Annotated in this window: 16 protein-coding genes; 15 read left to right on the top strand and 1 reads right to left on the bottom strand. The window is 57.1% G+C overall.

The window, feature by feature from the left end:
* Positions 1-300: 300 nt before the first annotated feature.
* The 3 genes from HMPREF0326_RS17035 to trbJ are packed head-to-tail and all read left to right on the top strand — an operon-like array spanning position 301 to position 3978.
* On the top strand, positions 301-747 hold the full coding sequence (locus tag HMPREF0326_RS17035; RefSeq protein ID WP_008685756.1) for a hypothetical protein: 447 nt from the start codon (positions 301-303) through the stop codon (positions 745-747).
* Entirely contained in the window at positions 741-3167 is a 2427-nt protein-coding gene (locus HMPREF0326_RS13520) for a TraG/VirB4 family ATPase (RefSeq protein ID WP_008685757.1), read from the top strand. The genes HMPREF0326_RS17035 and HMPREF0326_RS13520 overlap by 7 nt, the downstream gene beginning before the upstream one ends.
* A 16-nt stretch (positions 3168-3183) precedes the next feature.
* Positions 3184-3978, top strand: a complete 795-nt coding sequence (gene trbJ / locus HMPREF0326_RS15640) for a P-type conjugative transfer protein TrbJ (protein ID WP_020990632.1) — start codon at positions 3184-3186, stop codon at positions 3976-3978.
* Here the strand turns inward: trbJ and HMPREF0326_RS17030 are convergent.
* Positions 3975-4319: a hypothetical protein gene (locus HMPREF0326_RS17030; protein WP_020990631.1), complete on the bottom strand. Its 345-nt coding sequence runs from the start codon at positions 4317-4319 to the stop codon at positions 3975-3977. The genes trbJ and HMPREF0326_RS17030 overlap by 4 nt on opposite strands.
* Here HMPREF0326_RS17030 and trbL point away from each other — a divergent pair.
* The 12 genes from trbL (at position 4291) to topA (ending at position 17939) form a co-directional block, all read left to right on the top strand.
* Positions 4291-5439, top strand: a complete 1149-nt coding sequence (trbL, locus tag HMPREF0326_RS13510) for a P-type conjugative transfer protein TrbL (RefSeq protein ID WP_232224954.1) — start codon at positions 4291-4293, stop codon at positions 5437-5439. The genes HMPREF0326_RS17030 and trbL overlap by 29 nt on opposite strands.
* Positions 5426-5974 (top strand): hypothetical protein, encoded by a 549-nt coding sequence (locus HMPREF0326_RS17025; protein ID WP_147568337.1) that lies wholly within the window; start codon positions 5426-5428, stop codon positions 5972-5974. The genes trbL and HMPREF0326_RS17025 overlap by 14 nt, the downstream gene beginning before the upstream one ends.
* The gene (locus HMPREF0326_RS13505; protein ID WP_008685761.1) at positions 5971-6711 is read left to right on the top strand and encodes a type IV secretion system protein; all 741 of its coding nucleotides are present in this window, start codon (positions 5971-5973) and stop codon (positions 6709-6711) included. Before HMPREF0326_RS17025 ends, HMPREF0326_RS13505 begins: the two co-directional genes overlap by 4 nt.
* A gap of 11 nt (positions 6712-6722) precedes the next feature.
* Positions 6723-7646 (top strand): P-type conjugative transfer protein TrbG, encoded by a 924-nt coding sequence (gene trbG, locus HMPREF0326_RS13500; protein WP_008685762.1) that lies wholly within the window; start codon positions 6723-6725, stop codon positions 7644-7646.
* Positions 7643-8857, top strand: a complete 1215-nt coding sequence (locus tag HMPREF0326_RS13495; RefSeq protein WP_008685763.1) for a TrbI/VirB10 family protein — start codon at positions 7643-7645, stop codon at positions 8855-8857. Before trbG ends, HMPREF0326_RS13495 begins: the two co-directional genes overlap by 4 nt.
* A 10-nt stretch (positions 8858-8867) precedes the next feature.
* Positions 8868-10514 (top strand): PcfJ domain-containing protein, encoded by a 1647-nt coding sequence (locus tag HMPREF0326_RS13490; protein WP_008685764.1) that lies wholly within the window; start codon positions 8868-8870, stop codon positions 10512-10514.
* A 113-nt stretch (positions 10515-10627) separates the two neighbouring features.
* Positions 10628-12616 carry a type IV secretory system conjugative DNA transfer family protein gene (locus HMPREF0326_RS13485; protein ID WP_008685765.1) on the top strand — a complete coding sequence of 663 codons (1989 nt, stop codon included), beginning with the start codon at positions 10628-10630 and terminating at the stop codon, positions 12614-12616.
* On the top strand, positions 12613-13131 hold the full coding sequence (gene traF, locus HMPREF0326_RS13480) for a conjugative transfer signal peptidase TraF (protein WP_008685766.1): 519 nt from the start codon (positions 12613-12615) through the stop codon (positions 13129-13131). The genes HMPREF0326_RS13485 and traF overlap by 4 nt, the downstream gene beginning before the upstream one ends.
* Before the next feature lie 24 nt (positions 13132-13155).
* The gene (locus tag HMPREF0326_RS13475) at positions 13156-13491 is read left to right on the top strand and encodes a hypothetical protein (RefSeq protein ID WP_008685767.1); all 336 of its coding nucleotides are present in this window, start codon (positions 13156-13158) and stop codon (positions 13489-13491) included.
* On the top strand, positions 13488-13676 hold the full coding sequence (locus HMPREF0326_RS13470; RefSeq protein WP_020990629.1) for a hypothetical protein: 189 nt from the start codon (positions 13488-13490) through the stop codon (positions 13674-13676). The genes HMPREF0326_RS13475 and HMPREF0326_RS13470 overlap by 4 nt, the downstream gene beginning before the upstream one ends.
* Positions 13663-15798: a zincin-like metallopeptidase domain-containing protein gene (locus tag HMPREF0326_RS13465; protein WP_008685769.1), complete on the top strand. Its 2136-nt coding sequence runs from the start codon at positions 13663-13665 to the stop codon at positions 15796-15798. The genes HMPREF0326_RS13470 and HMPREF0326_RS13465 overlap by 14 nt, the downstream gene beginning before the upstream one ends.
* The gene (gene topA, locus HMPREF0326_RS13460) at positions 15795-17939 is read left to right on the top strand and encodes a type I DNA topoisomerase (RefSeq protein WP_008685770.1); all 2145 of its coding nucleotides are present in this window, start codon (positions 15795-15797) and stop codon (positions 17937-17939) included. Before HMPREF0326_RS13465 ends, topA begins: the two co-directional genes overlap by 4 nt.
* Positions 17940-17949: the final 10 nt, after the last annotated feature.

Here is a 17949-nt window from a genome sequence, read left to right as displayed (position 1 = left end):
TGTGAATTATCACGGCATCTTTTGTCGGATCGGATTATTATTTTTCGTATGCATGTTTGTGATTCAAGCACTGATTTGTGGCGTCAGCTTACTGATGGTGCTTACTACTTTTGGCGAGACAATTTTATTTATTTTGACATGTATGTCATTTGCAAATGCACATATATGTGAATATGTCGAGATAAGAAAACATTATTATTTTTTCGGTATAGCATCAGGAATTTTTACAATTTTTCTTATTAGTTTGACATTTATTTTACTATAACATTTGAAGCTGAAATTAAAAATAAAATAAATGAAATGAAAAGAAATATTGATAGAGTTAATGAAAAAATTATTTTTTCAGTCATGGAATCTTCAAATTTATATGATATTTTTTCAATGTTTACATTTTTATCTATAGACAATTTAATTATATCTTTTTTTAACTTTATTAAAGAAATAAACGATGTCAAGTATAAGAATAATGCAACAAGGAAAAATGTTAATCCAAGTATAAAAGCAGCATTTATAGTTTTTGATGACAAAATTAAAATAATCAATGCCGCGTCAATAGTTATTACTGAAGTCGTATATACACTTAGAAAAGTCAGGAGATATGCATTGATGTTTGCAAAAAGCGGGACAACTCGATTGTATGTTTCCTCTGGAAAAGTCGGCAGTTCAGAAATGAACAGCCATTTCCTGATAAAGCCTGGTATCAGCCGCATCAATATTCCTCTCTTTTTGGAGCCAACAACATGCTGAAGCTACAGGACTTCCGCTCCCAGGCCAAGGGCCTGCCTGACCTTCTGACCTACGCGGCCCTGATCGAGCCGGGCATCATACTCCAGAAAGACGGCTCCTTCCTGGCCGCCTGGGAGATCCGTGGGGAAGACACGGCCAGCGCCACGCCGGATGAACTCGCCTATGTCTCGCAGCAGTTCAGCAATGCCGTGGCCCGTCTCGGCACCGGCTGGATGCTCCATGTGGACGCCTGCCGCACACGGCAGCGGGCATACCCGGACGCTTCGCGCTCGCATTTTCCAGACCCCGTTTCCCAGGCCATCGAGGATGAGCGCCGCGCCTTTTTTGGCGAAGGCCTGTGCTACAACACGGCCACTTTCCTGACCGCCACCTTTCTGCCCAACTACAATGCGACCAAAATGGCCGGCGCTGCCAAGGTCGGCGTGGAAACCATGTCAGTCCTGGAAAAAGGCCTCAAGACGTTCAAGGACACGCTTCTTGAATTGGAAGACGGCTGTTCGGCCGTGCTGCGCATGACCCGCCTTCAGGAATATGAACTGTACGACGACTCAGACAGTCCTTTTTTGCACTCTGACCTGCTGGCCCACCTACAAGCCTGCATTTCCGGCGTCCTGCAACCCGTGCGGGTTCCGACCGCGCCCATGTATCTGGACGCCATGCTCGGCAGCCGCCATCTCGTCGGCGGCCTGATTCCGCGCCTGGAAGACAAGTTGGAGAAAAAGCATCTGGCCGTTCTCTCCATAGACGGCCTGCCGCAAGAGTCCTGGCCTGCCATGTTTGCGGGCCTGGACACCTTGCCTTTTGAGCTTCGCTATTCCACGCGCTTCATCTGCCTGGACCAGTATGACGCCGAAAAAGAGATAACGACTTACGTCAAGGGCTGGAACCAGCGCGTTCTGGGCTTTCTGGACCAGTTTCTCAGCAATCCCAACGCCAAGGTCAACCGCGACGCCCTCCGGATGCGTGAAGACGCGGAAGAAGCCAAGCTCGAAGTGCAGTCCGGCTATGTGGGTGCGGGCTATCTGTCCTCCACCATCATTCTTCTGGATGAAGATGTTAATGTCCTCCAGGACAATGCCCGCGAGCTGCGCCGGATGATCCAGACCCAGGGCTTCGGCTGCCGTATCGAGTCCATTAACGCCCTGGAAGCCTGGCTGGGCAGCCTGCCCGGCAACAGCTATGCCAATGTCCGGCGTCCGCTGCTGACCACTCTGAACCTGGCGGATCTGCTGCCCCTGCAATCGGTCTGGACGGGCAGCCCGGTCTGCCCGTGCCCCTTCTATCCGCCGGACTCTCCACCGCTGGCTGTCTTTCTGACGGATGGCTCCACGCCGTTCTGGTTCAACCTCCACGACGGCGATCTGGCCCATACGGCCATCTTTGGCCCCACCGGCTCCGGCAAATCCACGCTGCTGGCCACCATAGCCGCGCAATTCCTGCGCTATGAGCACGGGCGCATTTTCGCTTTTGACAAGGGCAATTCCCTTTTCCCGCTCTGCGACGCCACGGGCGGCGACCACTATGAGATCGCCACGGAAGGAAGTCTTTGCTTCACGCCTCTTCAGCGCATTGGTGAGGGCTCCACGGAAATTGCCTGGGCGGAAAACTGGATTGAAAGCCTGCTGGAACTCCAGGGCATGGCCGTGCTTCCCGCGCACCGCGAGGCCATCCACAACGCCATGACCGGATTGGCCACGCAGCCGGAGCACATGCGCACCCTGTCGCATTACATGGACGCCGTACAGGATATCTCCATCCGTCAGTCCCTCGCTTATTACACACAACGCGGCGCTATGGGCATGCTGCTGGACGCACGGACGGACAATCTGGGCACATCGCACTTCATCGTCTTTGAAATGGAAGAGCTGATGAAAAAAGGGGACCGCAACATGATCCCCGTGCTGACCTACCTCTTCCATCGGATCGAAAAGGCCCTGGACGGCAAGCCCTCGCTCCTGATCCTGGACGAGGCCTGGATCATGTTGGGTCACAAGGTTTTCCGAGACAAGATCCGCGAGTGGTTCAAGGTGCTGCGCAAGGCCAACTGCGGTGTGATCATCGCCACGCAAAACCTTTCCGATGCCAAAAACAGCGGCATCATGGACGTCATCCTGACGTCCTGCCCCACGGTCATCTATCTGCCCAACAGGCAGGCCCGCAACGACGACGAATACGCCTTCTACCGGAGTTGCGGACTCAATGACCGCCAGATCGGGATTCTGGCCAACGCCACGCCCAAGCGGGACTACTACATGGTCAATCCTTCCGGCCGCCGTCTCTTCCAGCTCGGTCTGGGTCCGGTGGCGCTGTCCTTCACCGGCGTTTCCGACAAGGAAGGCATTGCCCGGATCAAGGCTCTTAAAAACCAATATGGGAAAGACTGGCCCTGGATCTGGCTCAAGGAACGCAACGCCGCTTAACTCCAAGGAGAAAGATATGCGTACGTCATTACCTCTGATCTTCCTTTTGGCTTTTTGTATTCCCATGAATGCCCACGCCAAAGTTGTGTACTGCACAAATTGCAGCGACAGGGTGACGCAGGCCATAGAAAAGGCCACCAGCCTTGAACAGCTCAAAACGCTGCTCAAGGAATACGATGAAGCCATAGAGCAGACTGCCGCCCAACTCCAGATGGTGCAGCAGAATATCGAGCAATACACCAATATGGTGCAGAACACCGTTATGCTGCCCGCGAACATCATCCGGAAGATTGCCGGCGAACTGTCCAGAGTGGGCAAGATCACAAACGCCCTGACCACTATGCGCAACGACGTTATGGGCATGGGCAGCGTTTTTGACGGTCTGTATCAGGCGCAAGGGGAGCTGAAGAATCTGGCCAACATGCCCAGGAGCATGCTTTCCCAGGGCGGCATGACCTATCGCACGAGCTGGGACAGTTGGAGCCGGCGCGTGGACAATTCCACCAGGGCGACGTTCCAGCTCTCAGGCCAGCAGCTCAAGGAACTGGAAGAGTCCGGCGAGCTGGAAGACTACATGAATGAACTGCTGTCCAGTCCTGACGGCCAGCAGAAGGCGCTCATGGCCGGTAATCAGCTTGCCGCCCTGCAAATACAAGAGGCCCGCCAGCTCCGCGAACTCATTGCAACTAAAGTTCAATCGGATCTGGCGAGCCAGGAAAAGGCAGAGAAGGAAAGTCAGATGGGACAGGAACGCGAAAGATATATGCTCAAGAAAAGATTGGGCACAAACTCACGTTCTGATCCATTTTAATCTATGCCACAGAGCTTTCTTACATCCTTCTTTTTGAGATTGGTGTCACGTGTTACGAGTTTATAATCAGTTTTTTCACCAAATGTATTGGTAAATGTAATAATATTATTATTCTTTTTTTCAAAAAAACTTGGAGTTTTAGATTTGTCAACAAGCATTTCAATTTTGTTATCAGTTTCAGATATTATTTTATAATCAAATGCTGCAATTTTATTGTTTGTAATTTTTATAACTGCATTGGTATATTTTTGTGATTGCCACCATCCGCAGATATCAAAAGCGAAAGAAGTTGAAGGAATAAAAATGAAAATAATGAGAATCATTAAAATGACTTTCTTCATTGGAGCACTCCTTTTCATTTTATATTGGAATGATACTAGCATTGTTCTTGCTGCAACGCAAGGTGATACAATTGTATCTGATATTGTCACAAAATTTAATAATGAGCTGTCTAAATATGAATCTGTCATGCTCAAGTATGCGAAGGCTCTCTTCTATTGGTGTGCGGTTCTTGAGGTTGCCTGGCTGGGTGTAAAAATGGCTCTTGGTACTTCTGATATCCGCGAAACAATCAAAAACTTCTGCTTTGTGCTGTTGGCTGCCGGGTTTTTCCTCGCTGTCATCAACAACTATCACACCTGGACCTGGAACGTCATCAATGGCCTGAAGGCAATTGCAGGTGAGGCGACAACTATTAGCGATGCTTCTGACAAACCGTTCACTATCGGGCTTAAGCTGGCGCAAGATGTTTTTGATATGGGAGGAATTAATCCTATCAATTTAGTTGTATATGTTTTAGCAGGCATGGCAATTCTCTTCTGCTTTGCGCTCATCACTCTGCAACTTATTCTTATCAAATGTGAATGCATAGTGGCCATGTGTGCTTCATCAGTTCTGCTTGGCCTTGGAGCGACCTCCTTCCTGCGAGATTATGCCATCAACGCCCTGCGCTATGTCTTTGCCGTGGCCTTCAAGCTGATGGTCATGCAGCTCGTCATGGGGGTTGGCATCAATTTTATACAACAACTTGAGACAACAGAAGATATGGGCTGGGACCAGATTGGCCTCACCATCTGCTTTTGCGTCATTTTCTACTGCCTTGTCAAAACCCTCCCCGACGTAGTGGCCGGGATCATCCAGGGCTCGCACGTCAGCACGGGGAATGCTCTTACTTCCACGGTCACAGCAATGGGCGCGGGTATGGCCGGCCTGGGCATGGCCGCCGGATCCGGCGTGGCCAACATCGGCCGGGCCGCCCAAGCCGCAAAGGCCCAGGGCGCTCAGGGTGTGGGCGGCATGATCAAGGGCACGGCCGGCAATCTCTGGAACGCCACCCGTGAAGCCAGCCACAACAAGGGGCAGCGCAACGGCACTGTTGCTTCGTCTCTGCGGGAGCGGATCGAAGCCGCCCGCCTTAAAAAAGAAAAAGATGGGAAGGATCAACCCCATGAGCAAGAGTAAGCAGCTTTCAGTGGAGCAGTTGGAAGCGAAAGGCATTCACTGTTCGCAGCACCAGACATGCCACGGCTGTATGGCGCTTGCCGCTTTAACCCGTGAGGATGTTGTGTGGCCAGCAGGCTTGGCAGACCCCAGCATGCCAGATGAAGAACTGCGCCGTCGCGGTTTGTTTGGCAAATGTGATTTTGGGTTTCCACAAAGCTGGTGTGATTGGGGCGATGCAGTTCCTTTAACTCCTTGTCCCAAGCAGACTATTTCCAGCAAACAGGCCGGTGAATTGTACCGTGTGCTTTCCGGAAAAACTACAAACTGCAATATCTGGAATTGCGTCAATGATATCCGAGAAATCATCGACATATTGAAATTAGAGGCTCCAGAACTGTTGGAAGTTACATTTATTGAAAGTCAGTTAGCGTCAATGGATCGCCTTCTCATGAAATCTATAAAGATTATGCAAATACTCCAACCGAGAGGATTTGTACTCCGAAAATGGAATGCTTCTATCGGGTCATACCGTAGCCAAGGGACAACATCATGAGCCTGTTCAAGAAAAAAGAGAAAACTGACGCTTCCGCGTCCTCCCCCAAGCCCTCTGAAGGACATAACCCGTACCTCAATGCCCGCCAGGAATGGCTGGAGCGTTACGGCTCGTATATCAACCGCGCGGCGCAATGGCGCATGGCGGCCTTCATCGCCCTGATGCTCCTGGGCGGGTCCATCATGGGCAATGTGATCCAGGCGAACCAGGTCAAGGCCATCCCGTACATTATCGAGGTGGACAAGCTGGGCAAGGCCGCCGTGACAGCTCGCGCGGATCAGGCCAGCGCCGCCCCACTGCGGCTGGTCCAGGCGGAAATCGCCGCCTGCATCACGGACTGGCGCACGGTCACGGCGGACATTGAGCTTCAGAAGCAGATGATCCAACGCCTGAGCTTCTTTGTCGCCGGCAGTGCCAAAGGGGTTCTGAAGGAATGGTTCACGGCCAACAATCCCTATGAAATCGCCAAGTCCGGCAAGCTGGTCCATGTGGAAATCAAGAGCCTGCCTTTGCCCGTGAGTTCCACGTCTTACCGGGTGGAGTGGACGGAGACAGTCCGCGCGCATACGGGCGTGGCCCTGGAAAGCCATACCTACGAGGCCACGGTCAGCGTCCAGATCAACCCGCCCACGTCGGAAGCCGTGCTGCTGCGCAATCCCGGCGGCGTGTACATCACCAGCCTTTCGGCCAGCCGCGTATTTAAAAACGCCGGTCCGGCCGCTTCCAAAGCTCAATAGGAGTTTTCCGCATGAAAAGGTTTGTTGTTTCCCTGCTGCTGGCATGCTGCTTTTTCCCTGGAGTTTGTGCGGGCGCGGCCCCCACGGGGGGCCCGGCGTCCGCTCCTTCCGGTCCGGCCACGGCCCCGCCGCTTCCCCCTGACTTCCTGAACACGCCTCCAGACTTTCTCAGCAATGACGCCGTGCCGTTGAGCAAACGCGAGCGGCAGGCCCTCAACCTGAGCCGTGATTGGGCCGGACGCGGCCCAGCTCCGGTGCTCTCGCAGTCCGGCAAACTGGTCTACGTGCATGGCGCTTCCCTGCCCACCATCCTGGCGAGTCCCATGCAGGTCTGTGACGTGGAGCTCCAGCCCGGGGAGAAGGTCAATGAGGTGATTGTGGGCGATTCAGCTCGCTGGATGGTGGAAACGGGCACTGCCGGCAACACCACGCATCTCTTCATCAAGCCCGTGGACGCCGGGCTGGAAACAACCGCCGTGGTCACCACGGATCGCCGCATTTACCATCTGCGACTTATTTCCCAGCGCTCCGGACATACCCCGTATGTGGGTTTTGTCTATGCCGACGCCATGAAACTCCAGCTTGCGGAGAAGAAGGCCGCCAGGGAACAGGAGATCCAGCGCAATACAGCCACCATTGACGGGAAGGAGGTCGATATCTCCGGCCTCAACTTCAATTTCGAGGTGAAAGGCAAGGCCTCCTGGAGGCCTGAGCGGGTCTTTGACGACGGGCAGAAAATTTACATCCACCTGCCCCGGAAAAGTACGGAGATGCCCGTGCTCCTGGCCCGTAAACATGGGGAAAACGTCCTGGTCAACTATCGCGTGGACGGCAAGAACCTGGTTGTGGACGGCCTGTTCGACGACATTTCCCTTCTGCTGGGCGTGGGCTCCAAAAAAGAAGAAGTGCGGATCATCAGGAAGGTTCAGCGATGAGCGACGAATCCCCCAACGCCCTTGTCATGTCGCCCAAGCCCCTGGTGGCCAGAATGGGCCGCTGGCCGCTCTACGTTCTGCTGGCGGTTCTCATCATGATGCTCGCCGTGCTGATCTATAGTGTCAATTTTGCCCATGACCCCAAGAAAGAAGAGGAAGAAGCCAAAAAGGCGGCTGTGAGCGAAGAGGAAAAACCCGTCTGGCTGGTGGAAGGGAGCGGCCTGGCGCTTGATCCCAAGAAGGATCAGACGAGCGGCGTTGCAGCGCCTCCGGAGCCGGCAAAGCCGGAGCCTCTGGTGGTTGTCCAACGCGAAGAGAAGCCGGACCAGCAGGCGGAAAACATCCGCCGCGTCAAAACGCAGGCGTATATGAGCGCTCTCAGCGCGCCTCTGGTCGCCAAGCGCATGACCGATGCCAACACTGCTGCCGTATCTGTTGCCGCATCCGGGGGCGGCTCCGCGTCGGCCGCCGGTCAAAATGCCGTTTCCGCGACGGCTTCAGCCGGAAGCGACAACTACTATGACCCGGCCGCTGATCGGGACAAGGAAGCCTTTTTTGACCGCGCCCGCAAGGACACTTCCTGGCAACTTCAGGAACAGCGCACGGCTGGCATGCCGCTGGAGCTGAAGACCGGCGCGGTCATTCCGGGCGTCATGCTGACGGGCGTGAACTCGGATCTGCCCGGCAACATGATCGCCCAGGTTTCCCAGCACGTCTTTGACTCGGCCACTGGCCGGAACCTGCTTATTCCCCAGGGCACCAGGATTTACGGCATCTATGATTCCCGAATTGTGTATGGCCAGGAGCGCGTCCTGATCGCCTGGAACCGTCTCATTTTTCCGGACGGTTCGTCCATCTCCCTGGGTGCGATGCCCGGCGCGGACATGGGCGGCATGGCCGGCCTCAATGACGACGTGAACAATCACTACATGCGCATATTCGGCTCGGCGCTGATGATGTCCCTGGTTTCCGGCGGCATGGCATACGCCCTGGACGGCGTGAACGACAGTACGAAAACCGACAACGGAACGCGCATGACCGACGAGATGACGGCATCCCTGGCCCAGCAGCTCGGCCAGACCACCACGACGCTGCTTCAGCGGAACCTGAGCATCAAGCCCACGCTGGAGATCCGGCCCGGCTACCAGTTCAATATCGTCGTCACCAAAGATGTGATCTTCAAGGAACCCTATACCCGTTGGCGGCGCTGAGGAATCTGTCATGAACGGATCCTGTGCAGAGAAGAAAGCCCGTTCCACCCTTTTCGGGCGGAAGGATCTGCTGGAAGTCTACCGCCGGGCGAAAGACTTCATCATCAGATACAAGCTGCTCCGCATGTGCCGCTTTTCTGATGAAAACGGCCTGAAACGTCTGACGATCTACAATCTCTGGCGGATCGAGCGGAAAATGGATGGCGCGCTGCATACCTTCGAATTCGACCTGCGCAACGGGGAGTGGCTTGAAACGGACAACCTGGACAAATGGCCGGATATCCCCTTTGCCCCCATTGGGGAAAAGACGCGTTCGCTTGATTGGGGCTTCTGGCTCTGCAAGGACGCTCTGGGCAAGGCTCTTCGCGCCGCCGGAGCCGACGATCTCCCTGAGACGGGAGAAAACGGCGCGCCCAGCTCCAGAGTATACAGAGCTCTCTTCAGAAAATACTTCGGCGGGGAGATCCGGAATCGGAAGGGCGAATTCCATAGGAGCCAGGGCCTGCTCACGAATGCCTCCACGGATTCCGGGGCCAAAGCCTTGCGGGCCGTCTGGTGGGATCATTTTGTGGACCGCGAGATGCTTTCCGCCTTGCTCGCCATGGATTGGCGCAAATGGACCGTTGCGGGCTACCTGAAATATGTCCGGCATCGTCCGGCGCTACTGAAGGTGGCCGCAGAGCACCGAAACCTCCTTCCGGTTCTGAGAGAGATTAACCCGCAGCAATGGGGCCGGAATGACCTTTTTTCACGCAAGCTCTGGGTCAGGGACGGAAGAAAAAGCACGGCCCTGGACCGCAGGCCTGTCCAGCCTGAATGCTGCTGGGGGTACAGACTACGCAGCTTCGAGTCGGCCGCGCCATGGCGCTGGCTGTCCAGAGCTTCGTCGCTCATTGTCCGCGAATGGGCGGGCGTGAAAAACAACCCGGTCATCGAGGATCTGGCCCTGGCCAATTGCGCCGGCATCCATGCGCCGGTCTGTGCCTATGTGAAACTCATCCGCTTTTCAAACCGAACCAGGTTCCCGGCCGGGTCGCCTCTTGTGCGACAGCTCTACCGCGTTTTTCTGAAGCACTGCGCGCAGATATGGAAAGAGAGGGGTTTTGCCGCCATGCGGCGATGGCTCCGGAATGATCCGGAGTCGGATCTCACGCTCATGGCGGACTACCTCCATGCGGAAGGCTTCGCGCAGGGCCTGCCGGACAGAAATTCTTCATGGGCCTCCCTGCTGCGCAGATCTGAAGACTGGCACAGACGTGTCGCAATTCAACGTCCGGAAGGAAAAGACAAACGCCTGAAATGGGACTCGCTTCTCCCGGAAACCGTTATTGACGGCGTGGCCTGTACGCCGCTGACGGATAGCAAGGCCCTGGCCGAGGAGGGTTCTGAAATGTCGCACTGCATCAGCAGTTATGCGGTCCACTGCCATCAGGGAACATACCGGGTCTTCGCCCTGAAGGAGCCCGACGGGACAAGATCTACTCTGGGCATATGGCTGAACGGCAAGGATGGCGTGAGCCTTGATCAGCACCGTGGCGCGCACAATTCCGCCGTTTCCCGAAAAGCCGCTGCCGTCGCAAAAAAATTGCTGGATGCCTACCGGCAGGCTTTCGCGCAGACGCTGCAATCCTGCCGGAAGGAAAAGATCGCCGCGTAACACAAAGGGTCTTTCGGTCGCAGATCCAGAACCAGGCTGGCCATACAAGTAACCCGCTGAAATTTCACACAGCGGCAGTTATCCCCGGTAACACGTTTTTATTGGAGAGAAGCATGGCGCAACAGGAATACGGACTTCAGGAATCAACGCCCAGGCGCAGAGCCGCGCCCTGGTGGCTGCTGCTCCTGCTGCCGGCGCTGGCGCTGCTGGGCATGAGCATGGCCACGCTGAAGGCGGCCTCGGACTACGGCTTCCAGTCGGCCCTGGGCCGGCCGTGGTTTAATCTTTTCGGCATCCCGGTTTACGCGCCCTGGAGCATCTTTACCTGGGAAGGCATTTCCCCGGTGGTCATGGACAACGCCATGACGGTCGGCCAGGCATTTTTCATTGTGCCGCTGATGTTCGCCATGATCTGCGTGCTGGCCTTCCGGCGACTGAAGGGCAACAGGAGCCTGCATGGCTCGGCACGCTGGGCGCGGGAAAACGAGATCAGGCGCATGGGCTATTTCGGCGGCAAGGGCGTCTATGTGGGGGGCTGGTTCGACGCCGGCAAAAACACCCTGCGCTATCTTCGCCACAACGGCCCGGAACACGTTATTTGCTTCGCGCCCACGCGCTCCGGCAAAGGCGTCGGCCTGATCCTGCCCACGCTGCTGTCCTGGCCGGGGTCCAGCCTCGTACTGGACATCAAGGGAGAGAATTGGGCGCTGACTTCCGGCTGGCGCAAGTCTCAGGGACATACGGTGCTGCGCTTTGCGCCTGCGGATTCCTCCGGATCCGGCTGCGCTTTCAATCCCCTGGATGAAGTCCGCCTGGCACAACTGGAAGCCGTCCAGGACGTGCAGAACATGGCGCTGATGCTGGTGGATCCCGACGGCAAGGGCATGGCGGACCACTGGACCAAGGCGGCCTTTGCCTTTTTCTCAGGTCTGATCCTGCATTGCTGCGTCATGGTGCGGCACAAGGAGGGCCGCATGCCCACGCTCCAGGAACTGACCATCATGATGTCTGATCCGGATCGCACCACTACGGAGCTGCTGGATGAGATGATGGGCACGGATCACGCGGAGCTGTTCCGTGAGTTCGCCCCGGACGCTGACGCGCGCGTGGGCGATGCCTGTCATATCTTTATCGCCAGCTCCGCGCGGGAAATGGCCTCCAAGGCGGAAAGCGAGGCATCAGGCGTCCTGTCTTCCGCCCTGGTGAACATGGCCATCTACCGCGATCCCATCATCAACATCAATACGGCCCGATCCGATTTCCATATCCATGATCTCATGAATGCCGACAATCCCGTGGATCTCTACCTGGTGATGCCGCCGGACGGCATAGACCGGGTGCGGCCGCTGATACGGCTCATGCTGGACCTGATTATCCGGCGCGTCTGCGCCAAGATGGAGTTTGCCGACGGAAGCAGTAAGGCGGGCTACAAACACCGCCTTCTGCTCATGCTGGACGAGTTCACCAGCCTGGGCAAGTTGCCCATTATGGAAAAGGCCATCGCCTATATCGCCGGCTATGGCGGCAAGATATATATCATCGTCCAGGATCCGGAACAGTTGAACAAGGAGTACAGCAAGGAAAACTCCATCATGGCCAACTGCCATGTGCGCATCGCTTATGCGCCCAACAAGTCGGAAACTGCGGAGATGCTTTCCAAGCTGGTCGGCAAGACCACGGTGGTGGAAAAGAAAACCTCCATTTCCATCGGCAGGGGCGGGCGCACCCGCTCCATCAATATGGCGGAAACGGCCCGGCCTCTGCTGACGCCGGATGAGTGTGGACGTCTGCGCAGCCCGGAAAAGGACAGTGAAGGCAAGATCACCAAGCCCGGCGACATGCTGATTCTGACCGCCGGGCAGTATCCCATTTTCGGAATGCAGATCCTGTATTTCAAGGATCCCACGTTCTCGCAGCGCGCCAGGATGCCCGCGCCGGGCGTTTCGGAGGAGTATCCCGCCGGCATCACGGATTCCCTGTATTTTCCCCGCCCTGTGGAATGGTTTTCTCCGGTGGAAAAACCCCAGGAGGAAAAGCCGCTGGATGCGCCGGCGCAAGTCCGGCCCGCCAGCTTCGAGAGCTTTCTGGAGGAGCGGCCATGAAGGCGCTGCTGGCCGTTGTTGCCGCTTTCTTTCTGCTTTTGCCGCTGCTGCATCGCGCGGGGCTCCGTTTCAACCCGACGCCATCCCTGCCCAAAGGCATTTACCGCATCGCGCCCGGCGCTCCGGAGCGCGGCGATCTCGTCGCCTTTTGCCTGGAGTCTCCGGTCTGGACCTCTCTGGCCAGGGAGCGCGGCTACCTTGGGGCGGGCTCCTGTCCTTCAGGACTTCGGCCTTTGCTCAAACGCCTGGCCGGGCTTCCCGGTGATGCCGTCACGGTCACGCCTGACGGCATACAGATCAAGTCCGCCGCCGGATCGGCCCACGTCTGGTTGGCTCCGGCCAGGCGTAACGACAGTATGGACCGTCCGTTGCCGGAAAGCTCGCTGCGCGCCGGCGTGATCCCAGACGGCCTGGCCCTGGCCCTGGCAGGGCATCCGGGCAGCTTTGACGGCCGTTTCTTCGGGCTCGTTCCTTTGGCCGGCATGACCAGGGTCGTGCCTGTATGCACCTTCTAATCAAACTATGGAGAGAGGACGGATATGACGGAAAAAAATCGTGATCAGATGTCCTTCATCCGCGCTGGAACAGTCCATGAACAAGAGGATGTCGCGCTGTTCATGGACAATGTTTTCAGGGAAAGCGTGGATGATTACTGGACACAACAGGCAAGGGAACGGCTTCAGAGTATTTTGTCCTGCCTGATGCGGCAATGCAAAGAGGAAAACAGGACGCTGTTATACTCTGAACTCATTGCCGCCCTGCGCAACCATGTATCAGGCATCGCAGCGGATGATCAGGAACAGGCGGCCATTTTATCAACAGTGAATACTCAACTTCTGAAGTGGAGAGCTTCAGCCCTGGAGGAACTGTCATGAACAAGGAAGAACTGAATGCTGCGGCCACGGATGCTTTCAACCAGGCCCAGGACGGCCTGGCCGTGCCCCTTGACCCTGAACTGGCGGAAGGTATGGGAGCTTTCCCGGACGACGCCCTGACGCTGAAGGATATCCTGGACGACGCCCTTCTTGCGGCTGAAGGAGAGGAAGATGGCCGAAGATAAGAAAGAGCGGATTCCGTTTCATGAGGAGTTCGCCGGCAAGGTCATCAAAATGTTGGAGGAAGGCACGGCTCCCTGGCAGAAGCCCTGGACGCCGGCCCAGAACCTTGCACCGCGCAATCCTCTTTCCGGCACGGTCTACAAGGGGGTGAATCGTCTGCATCTGGCGATGGCCGGCTATGAAGATCCGCGCTGGATGACGCTGAAACAGGCCAATGACGCGGGCTACCGTATCAAGGCGGGCAGCCGCTCCACGGCCGTGGTCTATTACCAGTTCACAAAGGAACAGGACAAGCTGGATGAGAATAAACAGCCGGTCCTGGGTGAAGACGGCAAGCCCGTGCGTGAAACCGTGTCGCTGGAACGGCCTGTCATGCGCATGGCGCGCGTTTTCAACGCGCAGCAGGTGGAGAATTTCCCTCCGCTTCCGGAACACGAAAAAGCCTTTGCATGGGATCCGCAGGAAAAGGCCGAGGCCGTGCTGACCAATTCCGGCGCGGTTATCACGCATGACCAGCATGACCGCGCTTTTTATCGTCCCTGGACGGACGAAATCCATTTACCGCCCAAAGACAGTTTCGACCAGGGAGACAAGTATTACGCCACGGCCCTGCATGAACTTGGGCATTGGACCGGCCATGAAAGCCGTATGAATCGGGTTTTTGGCCCCTTCGGCACCCATGCCTACGCCAAGGAAGAGCTACGCGCGGAAATCTCCTCCTGGATGATCGGCCAGGACATCGGCGTGGGCCATGATCCCGGCCAACATGTGGCCTATGTGAAGTCCTGGGTACATATTCTGGAGGACGACCCCTTGGAAATCATGCGCGCCTGCCGGGATGCGGAGCATATCCGCGACTATGTTCTGGGGTTGGAAATGAACAAAGAATTTTCCAAGGAAAGGCAAGCGGAGCGGGATGCCCCGGACGTAGGCATGGCCGCGCCCTCCGATGGCCCGGCGCAAGACCCGGCCCTGGCAAAAACCTATCTTCATGTGGCCTACAAAGACAAGGAGGCCGCCAAGGCCCTTGGAGCCCGTTGGGACGGCCGACAAAAGCAGTGGTATGCGCCTGAAGGAACGGACCTCGCGCCTCTGCGGCGTTTCATGACGCCGCTTGAGCAGGCTTTTGCCGGTGCCAGGGGTACCACGCCGGTGGAAAATCTCTCTCCGCAGGAAGAGTTTGCCCGCAAGCTGGCGGATATGGGCCTGGACCTCAAAGGCCGGCTTCCGGAACTGGACGGTAAAATCCACCGCGTTCCCCTGCTTTCCAAAAACGGCCAGGGCATGGACGGAAGCTATTGCCTCCACGGCGACGGCATTCCCGCCGGCTGGGCGCAAAACCATGTCACCGGCGAGAAGGTAAAGCTCGTGGCCACCGGCGTCGTACTCTCGCCGGCGGAACGTGAACGGCAGCAGCGGGAACGGGCCGCGCGGCTTCGGGCGGCGGAAGCCGAACGCGCCAGGGAGCACGATGCCGCCGCCCAGCGCTGCAAGGGCATGTGGGACAGCTTCAGCCCGGCCGCCTCGTCTCCCTATCTGGAGAAAAAAGGCGTGGAAGCCTTCGGCCTCAAGGAAGATCAAGGGAACCTGATTGTTCCTCTGCGGAATATCGACGGTGAATTACGTGGTTTTCAGGCCATCGCACCGGATGGTCAGAAGGCCTTTGCCACGGGCATTGAGAAAAAAGGCAACTTCCATCTGCTCGGCGCTGCCGGCAAGGACTTGTCCCAGGGGGAAATTGTCCTCTGCGAAGGCTACGCCACCGGCGCTTCCCTGCACATGGCCACGGGCAAGCCCGTGGCGGTCGCCTTTGACTCCGGCAATCTGATCCCTGTGGCGGAAGCCATCCGCGCCAAATACCCCAACGCCGCCATCACCATCTGCGCGGATAATGATCACTCCATGAAGAGGGACGGCAAGCCCTACAACGTGGGCGTGGAAAAGGCCAGGCTGGCGGCGCAAAAGGTCAACGGCAAGGTCAAGGTGCCCACGTTCACCGACAAGGAAAAGGCCCAGGGCCTGACCGACTTCAATGATCTGCACCAGGCGCGCGGCCTTGAGGCCGTCCAGCGTCAAACCGGCATGGAGCGCGGCAGGGATCAGGGCAGGGAGTTGAGCCGATGAAACTGCTGATTGTGGAAAGCCCCGGCAAGATCAAAAAGCTGCAAAGCATTCTGGGAGCGGAGTGGCGCGTCGCCGCCAGTTGCGGCCATGTACGGGATTTGCCGAACCAGGGCTATGGCCTGGAACCGCCGGATTTCACGCTCCGATACACGGAAACCAAGCCGGATGTGCTGAAAAAGCTGGCCGTTCTGGTCAAGGACGCTGATGACGTGTTTCTGGCCTCTGACCCGGATCGGGAAGGGGAAGGGATTGCCTGGCACCTGAAAGATGCCCTTGGGCTGAAGACATATAAGCGCGTGACCTATACGGCCATCGCTCCCCAGGAGGTTCAGGCCGGACTGGCGAGCCCGCGTGACATTGACATGAACCTCGTCCACGCCCAGGAAGCGCGCCGGGCTCTTGACCGCTTGTGCGGCTACAAGGTTTCCGGGCCGCTGGGCCGGGCGGTGCGGGAAGAAAAAATGTCCGCCGGGCGGGTGCAAAGTCCGGCTGTCCGGCTCGTGGTGGAGCGGGAACGGGCCATCCGGTCCTTTGTCTCCACCACACATTTCGGCGTGGAACTTCTGTTCGAGGCCGTGGAAAACATCTCCGACGGCTGGAAGGCGGCCTGGCTGCCCAAGGAAGGCTGGCTGGAGGAGGGCCAGGAGTATTTCCTGGACAAGTCCGCGGCTGAAAAAATCGCGGCTCTGCGGACCCTGGATATTCTCTCCTGCGAAGAGAAGGAAAGCCGCACGGCCCCGCCCGCGCCTTTCACCACGTCTTCCATGCAGCAGGCGGCCAGCAATGCGCTGAAGTTCAAACCCAAGAAGACGATGGAGCTGGCGCAGAAGCTCTATGAGGCCGGCCATATCACCTATATGCGCACGGACAGCCCCAATTTGAGCGAAAGCGCCATTGCCGAGATCCGGGCGTATTGCGACGCCCAGAGCTGGCCCTTGCCGGCCAAGCCGCGCACCTGGAAGAGCAAGGCCGGCGCGCAGGAGGCCCATGAGGCCATCCGCCCCACGCATGTGGATGTGGAAGAGGCCGGAGAAACGGACGATGAGAAAGCCCTGTACCGTCTGATCCGCATTCGGACGCTGGCCAGCCAGCTTGCGGATGCTGTCTTTGACGTGCGCGTGGCCAGGCTTGCCGGCGACGTGGACGGCAAAAAGGCCGTGTTTGAGGCCAAAGGCCGGACGCTCAGGGAACAGGGCTGGAAGGTGGTCATGCTGGCGGACGCCTCTCTGGCGGACGCTGAAGAAGCTGAGCCGGACAACGCTGTGCCGGACCTCAAGGCCGGATGCCAGGCTACGGCTATCCGGGGCGAAGTGAAGACGAAAAAGACAAAACCCGCCTCCCGCTTCTCCGAGGCCTCGCTGGTCCGCGAGATGGAAAAGCGCGGCATCGGCCGTCCGGCCACCTATGACGCCATCATGGAAAACATCACGTCACGAGCCTATGTGAAAGAAGAAAAAGGCTTTCTCGTGCCCACGCCGCGCGGGGAAAAGCTGGTGGACGCCCTGGTGGGCGCATTCGGCTTTCTGGATCTGGATTTCACCAGCCATATGGAAGAACGCCTTGATGACGTGGCCGGTGGTAAAGTCAGTTATGTGGAATGCGTCGGCGTGTTTCATGCCCAGCTCATGGAAGAGCTGGGCAAGTTCGTCCAGGCGCATGCCGTCCCTTGTCCGGCCTGCGGTGATCGGGAGCAGTTCCGTCATATCCACTCCAGGGAAAAAGGCTGGAATTTCTGGGGCTGCAAGGCCTGCGGCGCTACCTTTGCCGATGACAATGGTCGGCCCGGCCCCAAGCGGGAGAAGGCGGCTTCGGAACTGACGGATTTTCCCTGCGAAAAGTGCGGCAAGCCTCTTCAGCACCTCAAAGGTACGAAAAAAGACGGTTCCGGCCAGTATGACTTCTTCGCCTGCTCCGACAAGGGCTGCGGCGCGAAATACGACAATGTGGACGGCAAGCCCGTAGCCCGTGAGGCTCCGGCCTTGTCAGAATACAAATGCAAAGAATGCGGCAAGCCCCTGGTGCCCAGGCCTACAAGAAACGGCGGGGTCTGGTTCGGCTGCTCCGGCTACCCCAAGTGTAAAGTCCGCTATTGGGCCAAGGACGACGGTTCCCCTGATTATGACAATCCCCCCAAACACTGAAAGGAGTAAC

The sequence above is a fragment of the Desulfovibrio sp. 3_1_syn3 genome (genome assembly GCF_000145315.2).
Classification (GTDB): domain Bacteria; phylum Desulfobacterota; class Desulfovibrionia; order Desulfovibrionales; family Desulfovibrionaceae; genus Desulfovibrio; species Desulfovibrio fairfieldensis.
Note: the sequence above shows the minus strand (reverse complement) of the source record. Positions and strands in the feature narration are given on the sequence as shown.

What these genes read in the sequence shown, in the direction of transcription:
- HMPREF0326_RS17035 (WP_008685756.1), top strand. Translation starts at nt 301, where the DNA reads ATGAAAAGAAATATTGATAGAGTTAATGAAAAAATTATTTTTTCAGTC.
- HMPREF0326_RS13520 (WP_008685757.1), top strand. Translation starts at nt 741, where the DNA reads ATGCTGAAGCTACAGGACTTCCGCTCCCAGGCCAAGGGCCTGCCTGAC.
- trbJ (WP_020990632.1), top strand. Translation starts at nt 3,184, where the DNA reads ATGCGTACGTCATTACCTCTGATCTTCCTTTTGGCTTTTTGTATTCCC.
- trbL (WP_232224954.1), top strand. Translation starts at nt 4,291, where the DNA reads ATGAGAATCATTAAAATGACTTTCTTCATTGGAGCACTCCTTTTCATT.
- HMPREF0326_RS17030 (WP_020990631.1), bottom strand. Translation starts at nt 4,319, where the DNA reads ATGAAGAAAGTCATTTTAATGATTCTCATTATTTTCATTTTTATTCCT.
- HMPREF0326_RS17025 (WP_147568337.1), top strand. Translation starts at nt 5,426, where the DNA reads ATGAGCAAGAGTAAGCAGCTTTCAGTGGAGCAGTTGGAAGCGAAAGGC.
- HMPREF0326_RS13505 (WP_008685761.1), top strand. Translation starts at nt 5,971, where the DNA reads ATGAGCCTGTTCAAGAAAAAAGAGAAAACTGACGCTTCCGCGTCCTCC.
- trbG (WP_008685762.1), top strand. Translation starts at nt 6,723, where the DNA reads ATGAAAAGGTTTGTTGTTTCCCTGCTGCTGGCATGCTGCTTTTTCCCT.
- HMPREF0326_RS13495 (WP_008685763.1), top strand. Translation starts at nt 7,643, where the DNA reads ATGAGCGACGAATCCCCCAACGCCCTTGTCATGTCGCCCAAGCCCCTG.
- HMPREF0326_RS13490 (WP_008685764.1), top strand. Translation starts at nt 8,868, where the DNA reads ATGAACGGATCCTGTGCAGAGAAGAAAGCCCGTTCCACCCTTTTCGGG.
- HMPREF0326_RS13485 (WP_008685765.1), top strand. Translation starts at nt 10,628, where the DNA reads ATGGCGCAACAGGAATACGGACTTCAGGAATCAACGCCCAGGCGCAGA.
- traF (WP_008685766.1), top strand. Translation starts at nt 12,613, where the DNA reads ATGAAGGCGCTGCTGGCCGTTGTTGCCGCTTTCTTTCTGCTTTTGCCG.
- HMPREF0326_RS13475 (WP_008685767.1), top strand. Translation starts at nt 13,156, where the DNA reads ATGACGGAAAAAAATCGTGATCAGATGTCCTTCATCCGCGCTGGAACA.
- HMPREF0326_RS13470 (WP_020990629.1), top strand. Translation starts at nt 13,488, where the DNA reads ATGAACAAGGAAGAACTGAATGCTGCGGCCACGGATGCTTTCAACCAG.
- HMPREF0326_RS13465 (WP_008685769.1), top strand. Translation starts at nt 13,663, where the DNA reads ATGGCCGAAGATAAGAAAGAGCGGATTCCGTTTCATGAGGAGTTCGCC.
- topA (WP_008685770.1), top strand. Translation starts at nt 15,795, where the DNA reads ATGAAACTGCTGATTGTGGAAAGCCCCGGCAAGATCAAAAAGCTGCAA.